Raw genomic sequence first — 9316 nt, forward strand, 5'->3', positions numbered from 1 at the left:
ACGGGGGGCCGCGTCGATTACGCGGCCTTCGCCATGTCATCCTCGTCCGGCAGCGTGATCGTCACCATGTGTTCGGTGTCGTGACGGCCTTCGAAGTGATCGTCCTTTTTGAAATGAGCTTCGTCCTCGAGCTCGCCGCCGTGGCGTTTCGCGAACTTCTTGAACAGCGCCCACGAGGCGTCGTTGTCTTTCGTGATGGTGGTCTTGAGGACGTTGGCATCGTCGCATTCTTCGCGACCGAAGATTTCGTCCAGCATCAGGCCACCCAAACCCATACCCCGGGCCTTGGAGCTTACAGCCACCTGCCACACGAAGAGCGCCTCTTCGTTCGGCACGAGATAGCCGGAAATCCAGCCGACAATGTCGCCGTCCAGTTCCGCCACCACGCAAGTGTCACGGAAATGGTCGCATTGCAGCAGGTTGCAGTAGACGGAGTTCTCGTCGAGCGGCTTGCACTCGCGGATCAAGTCCCAGATTTGCGCTCCGTCCTCGGAATTCGGCTTCCGAAGGCGGAGCTTTCCGGATCGGGGAAGGTCTTTCGCAGTATGCATGTTTCGGTCCTCTCCAAAGTTCCTTTGTAGACTAAAGTAGTTTGGGCGGCGTTTTGTTTCAACCTTCAAAGGAAAAAATGCCGGAATTTGGCTGAAATCGCCAGTTTTATGGGGAAATCGCGTGAATTTACTTAGTAAATGAGCGACTCAAAACCTTTAATTCATGAAAGATTAGTCTATCTAAGTAACATGATTGCTTCAGACCTCCTCGCTATGCCATCAAAGCTCTTGGAAGGAGATGGGATGGACCGGACCGATATCAGCCTGATCGCCCTGCGGCGCATCCTGCGCGCGACCGAGCTTTACGGCAAAGAGCTGGCCAATGCGGCCAAGCTGACCGCCGCGCAGTTCCGTGCGCTTCAGATCGTGGGCGAGATCGGGCACGCGACCCCGTCGGACATCGCGACCCGCATGGGCGTGAGCCAAGCGACCATCACCGCCCTGGTGGACAAGCTGGTGGCGCGTGGCCTCGTGACCCGCGAGCGGTCGGAGCGCGACCGGCGCCAGACCAACGTGACGATCACGGCCGAAGGTCAGGCGACCGTCGACGAAGCCCCCGATGCGCTGCAACAGCGTTACGTGCGCAAGTTCGAGGCGCTGGAGGACTGGGAGCAGGCGCAGATCATCGCGTCGCTGGAGCGCGTGGCGGCGATGCTGGACGCCGAAGATATCGACGCCTCGCCGGTGCTGACGACGGGCGACATTCATCACGGCGGCAAGCGGCACTGAGCGGTTTCGAATGGGCTGAAGCCCATCCGACCGAAGCGGGGGCGCTGCCCCCGCACCCCCGAGGTATTTGAGGACCAGAGAAGACGATGCGTGCCGGGAGTGATCCTGAGTGCGTCAGACTTCCAGCACGATCTTTCCAATATGGGTGGAGCTTTCCATATGGGCGTGCGCCTTTGCGGCCTCGTCCAGCGGATAGGTGCTGTCCATGATCGGCTTCACGCGGCCCGCGTCCAGAAGCGGCCAGACGTGTTCGCGCAATTCGGCGGCGATGGCGGCCTTCGCGGCGTCCGACTGCGGGCGCAGGGTCGAGCCGGTGATCGTCAGGCGCCGCGCCATGATCTGCGCGAAGTTGATCTCGGCCTTGGGGCCGGTCAGGAATGCGATGTGGACCATCCGGCCCTCGTCTGCGAGCGCCTTGATGTTGCGGGCGATATAGCTGCCGCCGACCATGTCGAGGATCAGGTTCGCGCCGCCCGCTTCTGCCATGACCTCGACGAAATCCGCGTCTTTGTAATTGATTGCCACCTCGGCCCCAAGGTCGGTGCAGACCTTGCATTTGTCGTCCGAGCCTGCGGTGGTGAAGACGCGCGCGCCGAGTGTGCTCGCAAGCTGGATCGCGGTCGTGCCGATGCCGGAGGAGCCGCCATGCACCAGAAACCGCTCGCCCGCCTTCAGCCCGCCGCGCATGAACACGTTCGACCAGACCGTGTAATAGGTCTCGGGCAAGCAAGCGGCCTCTTTCAGCGCCATGCCTTTGGGAATGGGCAGCGCGTGGGCCGCCGGGGTCGTCACGTATTCGGCATAGCCGCCACCGGGGAGGAGCGCGCAGACCTCGTCCCCCACCGCCCAGTCGGTGACACCGGGGCCGATGGCGGCGACGGTGCCGGAGCCTTCGAGCCCCGGCAGATCGCTCGCCGTCGGGGGCGGGGCATACATGCCTGCCCGTTGCAGCGCGTCGGGGCGGTTGACGCCCGCATAGGCCAGTTTGATGAGGATCTCGCCATGACCCGGCGCGGGCACGGGCCGCATGGTCGGTTGCAGCACCTCGGGGGCGCCGGCCTTGGTGATCTCGACGGCGCGCATGGTCTTGGGCAGGGTCATCAGCGGTGGGTGCTCCAACGTCCGGGGTATCCGGTGCGGTGTTCGCCGGGCGCGCGGATGTTGTCCAGCACGCGACCTGGTCCTTTCATGAAGACGTCGACCAGCGCGTTCGAGCGCAGCTTGCCCTTCACCTTCTCGAACTGCATGACGTTCTCGATCCGCCGATCAAGAAACGCCCAGGTGGCCTCGTGCCCCTCGCTGTCGTCGCCGAGCCAGTAAAGCACGGTCGAGGAATAGACGGCCGAAAGCGTCGCGCGTTTCGTGTACCAGTTCACATCGCGCGAGGTATCGCCCAGCGTGTCCCAGATCAGGCCCGAGGTCTCCCAAAGCGCGCGTGACCCGTCGGCGGCGTGCTGGGGCAGGGCGAAAAGCGCCATGCCGCGCCGCACAAGCTCCTTATCCGCGACTTCGAGCCGTTTGCGCACGGCCGCCGTCACCTTTTCGCGGAACTTGAGCGTGGACAGGTCCATCGCCTCAAGCGCCTCGACCATCTGCCGGTCGCCGCGTTTGTGATAGGCAAATGCCATGTCCACGGCCCCGCGCGGGAACATCGCATGGGCGGTGTCGAGCGGTGTGTCGGTGTCCTCGCAGGCAGCCCTGAGCGCGGCGTCGGACCAGCCGTCGAAGGGAACGTGCATTTGAATGGCGTCGAGAAGCGTGTCTTGATCGGTCATGAGGAAATAAGTGGCATGTGGGCGAGGCGCCTTCAAGGCGGGGGCGTGGATTTGCGCGGGTCCGGCGAACTGGACAAGCGCGCGGATCGCCGCTATAAGGCCGCTTCCTGCAATTTCTCTTGCAACTCAAACCTAGAAAGGTGGTGACAACCACATGCAGGTATCGGTTCGCGATAACAACGTCGACCAGGCGCTTCGGGCTCTGAAGAAGAAGCTTCAGCGTGAGGGTGTGTTTCGTGAAATGAAGCTCCGGCAGCATTTCGAGAAGCCCTCCGAGAAGAAGGCGCGCGAGAAGGCGGAAGCCATTCGCCGTCAGCGCAAGCTCGCTCGCAAAAAGGCGCAGCGCGAGGGGATGCTCTAAGCTTCTCTGACGCAATGCAGGTCGGCTTGCTGACCGGACGACCCCCGTGGCATCCGCCCGGGGGTTTGTCGTTTCTGGGGTTGCGGTCTTTGACACCGTGGGTCTGAATCGGTGCGTATTTGACGGAGTCTTTCTCATGCCCGACGATCCCATCCTTCCCATCGATCATCCGCTCCTGTCGCGTCCCAGTGCGACGGTCGACGCATTCGGACCGAACCTTGCCGCGCTGGTGGCGGAGATGTTTCGCATCCTCGACCGCGAGCAGGGGGCTGGGCTGGCTGCTGTGCAGATCGGTGTGGCGAAACGCGTTGTCGTGCTCGACATGCCGGATGCGTCCGGCGAGCGGCATCGTCTCGCCATGGTGAACCCGAGGATCACCGCTCTGTCGGATCGGGTGGTGACCGGGTCCGAGGGCTGTTTGTCCATGCCGGATTACTGGATGGACATTCCGCGCCGGGATCTCGCCCAAGTTGCTTATCAGGACTGCGATGGAGAAGAGCAGTCGCTCGTCGCGACGGGGCCGCTTGCGGTCGGTGTTCAGCACGAAGTCGATCATACGCAGGGTGTGCTGTTCTACGATCACGCGTCGCGGCTCAAACGAGACCGGGCCAAGTCTTATTTCCGCAAGGTGCGCCGGGCCCATGAGCGTGCCACGAAGGGGCTCTAAGAATGACCCGGCAGATTACCGTCACCGCGCACTATTCCCGCGACGCCGACACCGTCTTTGCCGAAGCGATCCATTTCTCCGAAATGGTCGACGCGATGAAGGGGATCGCGCGGTACGAGGGCCTGCCCGACGACGTGGTGCGCGAGGGCGAAACCTATGTGGTCGATATCACGCTATTCGGCGTCATGAAGAACCCCGGCCATACGATGTTCGTCGAACTCCTCGACCGGGACGCGCGGGTGATCCAAAGCCGTGAGCACAACGCGCAGGTCAAGCGTTGGGATCATACGTTGTCGATCCAGCCCAGCGGCACGGGCTGCATCTGGACCGACAAGATCGTCATCGAAGCGGACCGGATGGAATGGTTCACGGCGCGTTTTGCGGCCTATGTCTACACCCGCCGGCACAGGCATCGGGAGGCCGCGAGCCTCGACACCGTGGTGCGCAGGCTCTGAGGTTCAGACTTCGCGGAAGAACGTGGTGATCGCCGTGATGATCTCGTTCGGGGCGGCGTGGGGCAAGGCGTGACCGACCCCCTCGACGACGTGGTGGCGGGCGGTGCGGTTCCACTGGGTCATCTTGCCCATCGCGGTCAGCGGGATCACCTGATCGTCGCCCGCCCAGATCGCCAGAACGGGGATGCCGGTCTTGCCGAGGTCGCGGTGGAGGTTCTCAAGATCGATGGCCAGCGTTTCACGATGTGCGGACAGGACCGAACGCAGGTATCCCCGCCGCGCGGTCTCGTCCCCCATGCGTTGTTCGAGGTCGGGGATTACGGTCGGCTGTGACGCATCGCGCGCGGCGGCGCGACGCAGCGATCCGGGGCCGGTGATCCGCCAGAGCCAGTTGCCGATCACGCCGAGGTTGCCGCACCGGCGAAGCGGCTGGCCGGGGGTGTAGTCGATCCCGCCGGTGGCGAGGAAGATGACGCGATCCACGCGGGCGGGATTGGCGGTGGCGAAGGCGGCCGCGATGATCCCGCCCATCGAATAGCCCATGAGCGAGACGGGGCCATCCAGCCCCTGTTCGGTCAGCAGTTCGTCGAGCTGGTTCACGAAGAACTGCGGCGTCTGGGCGTTTGTGGGACGATCCGACAGCCCTCGCCCGTAAAGGTCATAGGCAAGCACTTGGTAGCCCAGAAGGTTCAGGCCGCGCACGAGGCCGGAGAACACCCAATGCGGTGTCGTCAGCCCATGGATCACCACGATGACATGCGAGGTCGGCGCGCCGAACCAGCGGTAATAGGTCTTGCCGTCCGACAACTGTGCATAACCCCCGTCGTCATCGCCCCGCGCGGCGCTGACGGGCGTGCGAAACCACTCGCGCACGAAGGGTGCGATGGCGATAAGGCCGACAATTCCGACGATGAACCAAGCCATGGATACTGCTCGCTTTTGGCGGTGAGTGTGCCGTTTGCGGGGGCGGCACGCAACGGCTTTGCGTGAGGCTTGCCTTTTATCAATGTTTGTTTATATAAATGGATATGGAATCAGTAGGCGCAATCCCCGACATGGACACGGCCTTTGCCGCGCTGTCCGACCCGACACGCCGTGCGATCCTTGCCGGGTTGGCGAAGGGCGAAATGACGGTCAGCGAAATCGCGGCACCCTTCGACATCAGCCAGCCCGCGATTTCGCACCACCTGAAAGTGCTGGAGCAGGCCGGGCTCATCACCCGGCGAATCGACGGTCAGCGCCGCCCCTGCCGGCTGGCCGGGGGAACGCTGGAGGAATTGGAGGCATGGCTCGACCGGCTGCGCCAGACCATGACAGCGAATTACGACCGGCTGGACGCGGTTCTGGCCGAAGAAATGGCGAAACAGGATTTGAAAAAGGATTGAAGCGATGCCCAAACCCCTAAGTTTCGAACTGATCGGTGACACGCAACTCGTCGTCACCCGTGACTTCGACGCGCCACCCGCGCTCGTCTGGCGCGCGCATATGGAGCCGGACCTGCTCATGAAATGGCAGTCCGGGAACGACGCGTTCAACGTGGTCGAGTGTGAGATCGACGCGACCGAAGGCGGCACATATCGGATCGTCCATTCCTCGGCCGACTATACCTTTACGATCACGGGGACTTTTCTCGAACTCGAGGAACCGAACCGCATCTTGCAGGAGGAGGTGATGTATCTGCCTGACCCGACCCCGCCCAATCTGGTTGAGACGCTTTTCAAAGCCAAGGGTCAGGCAACGCATATGGTCGTGACCATGACCCTGCCGGATGCGCAGACCCGCCAGGAGATGATGGAGACCGGAATGCTCGACGGGATGGAGATTTCCTACAAGAACCTCGACGCGCTGGAACTGGCCTAGGCCGCTTCACCCGGCGTCAGCAGGCCGGCCGCCACAAGACGGTCGGCCCACCCTTGCGGCCCCTCGAACAGATGGACCTGCCACCCGCGCCGGGCCGCCGTGGCGATGTTGTCGGGCCTGTCGTCGGTAAATAGCAGGCGCTCGGGCTCGATCCCGCAATCGTCTTCGACCATCTCGTAGATGCGCGGGTCCGGCTTGGTCACGCCCATGTGGCCCGAGATATAACGCCGGTCGAACTCCGTCAGAAACGTATCGCGCGCCTCGGACAGGGCGAAGCTGTCGATCCCGAAATTCGTGAGCGCGAAGACCGGCACGCCCTTGGCCCGCAGCGCCCGCAGGAGCCGGACGGAATGGTCGATCGGCGGGCGGGCAAGGTCGAGCCAGCGGTCATGCCACATCAGGATCTCGTCGCGGAATTCGGGATAGGTTTCGGCGGTTTCCTGCACCACGTCGCGAAACACCTCTCCCCGGTCGAAGCGTTCGTTCATGGCGTGCAGGTCCACAGTCGCGAACATCGCCTCGCGCCGCGCGCGCCCGATCATCTCGTCGTACCGATCCTCCGGCTGCCAAGTGATGAGCACGTTACCGATGTCGAAAATCACGGCCTCGGGGCGGGGGAGTGTCGGGTCTGTCATGCGGTGAGCCTAGGGCAGGCGGCGAGGAAGGGAATTGCGAATGGGGCGTCTCGGACAGGATACTAGAATACTAGTATTCTGGAATGCTGAGATCGTCACAAACCATTGAAAAACGAAAGATTATCCAAGTTAATAGAGGTTAACGCGCCGCCTCAGCGCCGGCGCCTACTGAACCTGATCCAGCGCACGCGCCACAGGAAAAAGACCAGAATACCGACCAACAGCGACAGCCAGCCCACCAGCCAGTAGAATGCATCGCCATCGTTCACACCGGGCATTCCGCCCACGTTCACGCCGAACAGGCCGGTAAGGAAGCCGAGCGGCAGGAAGATGACCGAGACGACCGACATGACGAACATGTTGCGGTTCAGCCGGTCCGAAAGCTGCCCCGACAGTTCTTCGCGCAGGATCATCGCCTGATCGCGCAGCTCGTCGAGGTCTTCGACGATCCGCGTCATCTTCAGCGCCTCTTCCTCGATCTCGCGGTGCGTCTCGGCGTCGATCACCGGGTTGTCGCTTTCCGCAATCGCGCGGATCACGTCCCGCTGCGGGCCGAGAAAGCGCCGTGCCGCGATGACCTGAAGTCGCAGGTTCACGACCTCGCCGCGCAGGTGGTCGCCGCTCTCTGCGATGATCTGCTCTTCCAGCGCCTCGGCCTTGGCGTCGAGATCGGTCTGGAAATCGCCGATCTTGCCGGTGAGGTCTTCGATCAGCGTGACGAGGAACGCGCCCGTCGTCTCCGGCCCTTCGCCCTGCGAAAGCCGCGCATCCAGCCGCTCGATCGCGCGCACCCGGCGCAGGGACACGGTGACGATCCGGTGCGCATCGGCCCAGATCCGCAACGAGATCATGTCCTCGGGGTCTTCGCCCTCGTTGAAGTTGATCGCGCGCAGAATGATCATCAGCCCATCGCCCAGCCGTGTCAGCCGGGGGCGCGAGGCCCGGTCGACCAGCGCCTCCACCGCCTGCGGGTCGAGGTAGTCGAGGTGTTCGCCGATCCACGCCTCGGCATCCGGGTGGTTGCCGTCGATATGCACCCAGCCCAGCGTGTCGTCCTTCAGCACATGCCGCATCTCCTCTTCGGTGATGGCACGTCCCTTGTCGGGACCATTCAGGACGTGGGCATAGGTGATGTGGGTTCCGGTCATGGCCGCAGAATGTGGGGCCGGGGCGGAAAAGGGAAGGGGAGACGCCTATTCGACTTCGCGCGTTTGGGCCAACAGGCACCATGGCACGTCATCCTGATCATCTTCCCATTCAACAGCCAATTGCTGGTCGACCAATTCGTTCGACAAATACAACCAGCGATCGGACCGCCATCGACGAATGTCGGCTATCGCGCGGCCAAAGCTGTCAATGCTGATGTCTTCTAACCGGATCGGCGTTCCCGGCCCGTAAGACTTTTCGACTAGGTCCTTGGCATCCTCGCCCCACTGCCTCTCTTCCTCACATCCGACGCGTCGGAGTTCCGGCGCATCAATTCCTTTTGCCCGCACGGCGATTTCTTGAGTCAAGCCAGGCCAAAGGTCGACTTCGGCGATGATGGTGTCGCCGTCGATGACACGAATGACTTTCCCGAAATAGAGCGCATATGGGTTCTCAATGCTGCGCTCATCCTGCGCGAGGAGCACGAACGGGAATGTGCAAAATAATGGAATGAGAAGAAACTTCATGGGTTTGTGCCTCCAAAGAAAACGTTCTTGCACAATAGTTAGAAGCAGAAGTCGACTGGTGCAAAAATCGGTGTTCAAACGAAAAAGGGCCGCCCGAAGGCGACCCTTTCGATCTCAAACGGCAGTGCCCATCACTCGAGGATTTTCGAGACGACGCCGGAACCCACGGTGCGGCCGCCTTCGCGGATGGCGAAGCGGAGGCCGTCTTCCATGGCGATCGGGGCGATCAGCTCGACGGTGAACTTCAGGTTGTCGCCCGGCATCACCATCTCGGTGCCCGAGGGAAGCTCGACCGTGCCGGTCACGTCCGTCGTGCGGAAGTAGAACTGCGGGCGGTAGTTGGCGAAGAACGGGGTGTGACGGCCGCCTTCATCCTTCGTCAGGATGTAGACCTCGCACTCGAACTTGGTGTGCGGCTTGACCGAACCCGGCTTACACAGAACCTGACCACGCTCGACCGCGTCACGGTCGATACCGCGCAGAAGGGCGCCGATGTTGTCGCCGGCTTCACCACGATCCAGCAGCTTGCGGAACATTTCCACGCCCGTGCAGGTCGTCTTCTTGGTGTCCTTGATGCCGACGATTTCCAGTTCGTCGCCCACGTTGATCA

Annotated in this window: 14 protein-coding genes; 6 read left to right on the top strand and 8 right to left on the bottom strand. The window is 62.4% G+C overall.

Annotated features, from left to right (window positions below; all coding sequences use genetic code 11):
- Nucleotides 1-17: 17 nt before the first annotated feature.
- A complete protein-coding gene (gene ectA / locus FCT00_RS08000) occupies nt 18-551 on the bottom strand; it encodes a diaminobutyrate acetyltransferase (RefSeq protein WP_008331763.1) in 534 nt (177 codons plus the stop codon).
- Nucleotides 552-794: 243 nt separating this feature from the next.
- On the opposite strand from ectA, the gene FCT00_RS08005 reads away from it, so the two are divergent.
- Complete coding sequence (locus FCT00_RS08005; RefSeq protein WP_008331762.1) at nt 795-1280, top strand: MarR family winged helix-turn-helix transcriptional regulator; 486 nt, start codon at nt 795-797, stop codon at nt 1278-1280.
- 114 nt (nt 1281-1394) lie between these two features.
- On the opposite strand, the gene FCT00_RS08010 is transcribed toward FCT00_RS08005, so the two are convergent.
- Both FCT00_RS08010 and FCT00_RS08015 read right to left on the bottom strand, forming a co-directional pair.
- Nucleotides 1395-2375: an NAD(P)H-quinone oxidoreductase gene (locus tag FCT00_RS08010; protein ID WP_138422588.1), complete on the bottom strand. Its 981-nt coding sequence runs from the start codon at nt 2373-2375 to the stop codon at nt 1395-1397.
- A gap of 5 nt (nt 2376-2380) precedes the next feature.
- Entirely contained in the window at nt 2381-3055 is a 675-nt protein-coding gene (locus FCT00_RS08015) for a COQ9 family protein (protein WP_138422518.1), read from the bottom strand.
- A gap of 154 nt (nt 3056-3209) precedes the next feature.
- On the opposite strand from FCT00_RS08015, the gene rpsU reads away from it, so the two are divergent.
- From rpsU to FCT00_RS08030, 3 genes are all read left to right on the top strand, one after another.
- The gene (gene rpsU, locus FCT00_RS08020) at nt 3210-3416 is read left to right on the top strand and encodes a 30S ribosomal protein S21 (protein ID WP_008331758.1); all 207 of its coding nucleotides are present in this window, start codon (nt 3210-3212) and stop codon (nt 3414-3416) included.
- Nucleotides 3417-3552: 136 nt separating this feature from the next.
- A complete protein-coding gene (gene def, locus FCT00_RS08025) occupies nt 3553-4083 on the top strand; it encodes a peptide deformylase (RefSeq protein WP_138422519.1) in 531 nt (176 codons plus the stop codon).
- 2 nt (nt 4084-4085) lie between these two features.
- Entirely contained in the window at nt 4086-4538 is a 453-nt protein-coding gene (locus tag FCT00_RS08030) for a hypothetical protein (protein WP_138422520.1), read from the top strand.
- A gap of 3 nt (nt 4539-4541) precedes the next feature.
- Here FCT00_RS08030 and FCT00_RS08035 read toward each other — a convergent pair whose 3' ends face one another.
- The gene (locus tag FCT00_RS08035) at nt 4542-5462 is read right to left on the bottom strand and encodes an alpha/beta fold hydrolase (RefSeq protein ID WP_138422521.1); all 921 of its coding nucleotides are present in this window, start codon (nt 5460-5462) and stop codon (nt 4542-4544) included.
- A 104-nt stretch (nt 5463-5566) separates the two neighbouring features.
- Between FCT00_RS08035 and FCT00_RS08040 the strand changes: the two genes are divergently transcribed.
- Nucleotides 5567-5923: an ArsR/SmtB family transcription factor gene (locus FCT00_RS08040; protein ID WP_235888955.1), complete on the top strand. Its 357-nt coding sequence runs from the start codon at nt 5567-5569 to the stop codon at nt 5921-5923.
- A 4-nt stretch (nt 5924-5927) separates the two neighbouring features.
- Entirely contained in the window at nt 5928-6398 is a 471-nt protein-coding gene (locus FCT00_RS08045) for an SRPBCC family protein (protein WP_138422522.1), read from the top strand.
- On the opposite strand, the gene FCT00_RS08050 is transcribed toward FCT00_RS08045, so the two are convergent.
- The 4 genes from FCT00_RS08050 to FCT00_RS08065 all read right to left on the bottom strand — a co-directional run.
- Nucleotides 6395-7033 carry an HAD family hydrolase gene (locus FCT00_RS08050; protein WP_138422523.1) on the bottom strand — a complete coding sequence of 213 codons (639 nt, stop codon included), beginning with the start codon at nt 7031-7033 and terminating at the stop codon, nt 6395-6397. The two genes, FCT00_RS08045 and FCT00_RS08050, sit on opposite strands and share 4 nt — an antisense overlap.
- Before the next feature lie 152 nt (nt 7034-7185).
- Nucleotides 7186-8181 (bottom strand): zinc transporter ZntB, encoded by a 996-nt coding sequence (locus tag FCT00_RS08055; protein WP_138422524.1) that lies wholly within the window; start codon nt 8179-8181, stop codon nt 7186-7188.
- A gap of 45 nt (nt 8182-8226) precedes the next feature.
- Complete coding sequence (locus FCT00_RS08060; RefSeq protein WP_138422525.1) at nt 8227-8706, bottom strand: thermonuclease family protein; 480 nt, start codon at nt 8704-8706, stop codon at nt 8227-8229.
- Nucleotides 8707-8837: 131 nt separating this feature from the next.
- A partial coding sequence (locus FCT00_RS08065) for an EF-Tu C-terminal domain-related protein (protein WP_268920909.1) occupies nt 8838-9316 on the bottom strand: 479 nt, incomplete at its 5' end.

This window comes from Maritimibacter alexandrii, from assembly GCF_005871115.1.
GTDB classification, from domain to species: domain Bacteria; phylum Pseudomonadota; class Alphaproteobacteria; order Rhodobacterales; family Rhodobacteraceae; genus Maritimibacter; species Maritimibacter alkaliphilus.

What these genes read in the sequence shown, in the direction of transcription:
- FCT00_RS08060 (WP_138422525.1), bottom strand. Translation starts at nt 8,706, where the DNA reads ATGAAGTTTCTTCTCATTCCATTATTTTGCACATTCCCGTTCGTGCTC.
- FCT00_RS08030 (WP_138422520.1), top strand. Translation starts at nt 4,086, where the DNA reads ATGACCCGGCAGATTACCGTCACCGCGCACTATTCCCGCGACGCCGAC.
- FCT00_RS08015 (WP_138422518.1), bottom strand. Translation starts at nt 3,055, where the DNA reads ATGACCGATCAAGACACGCTTCTCGACGCCATTCAAATGCACGTTCCC.
- FCT00_RS08035 (WP_138422521.1), bottom strand. Translation starts at nt 5,462, where the DNA reads ATGGCTTGGTTCATCGTCGGAATTGTCGGCCTTATCGCCATCGCACCC.
- rpsU (WP_008331758.1), top strand. Translation starts at nt 3,210, where the DNA reads ATGCAGGTATCGGTTCGCGATAACAACGTCGACCAGGCGCTTCGGGCT.
- FCT00_RS08005 (WP_008331762.1), top strand. Translation starts at nt 795, where the DNA reads ATGGACCGGACCGATATCAGCCTGATCGCCCTGCGGCGCATCCTGCGC.
- def (WP_138422519.1), top strand. Translation starts at nt 3,553, where the DNA reads ATGCCCGACGATCCCATCCTTCCCATCGATCATCCGCTCCTGTCGCGT.
- FCT00_RS08040 (WP_235888955.1), top strand. Translation starts at nt 5,567, where the DNA reads ATGGAATCAGTAGGCGCAATCCCCGACATGGACACGGCCTTTGCCGCG.
- FCT00_RS08045 (WP_138422522.1), top strand. Translation starts at nt 5,928, where the DNA reads ATGCCCAAACCCCTAAGTTTCGAACTGATCGGTGACACGCAACTCGTC.
- ectA (WP_008331763.1), bottom strand. Translation starts at nt 551, where the DNA reads ATGCATACTGCGAAAGACCTTCCCCGATCCGGAAAGCTCCGCCTTCGG.
- FCT00_RS08050 (WP_138422523.1), bottom strand. Translation starts at nt 7,033, where the DNA reads ATGACAGACCCGACACTCCCCCGCCCCGAGGCCGTGATTTTCGACATC.
- FCT00_RS08055 (WP_138422524.1), bottom strand. Translation starts at nt 8,181, where the DNA reads ATGACCGGAACCCACATCACCTATGCCCACGTCCTGAATGGTCCCGAC.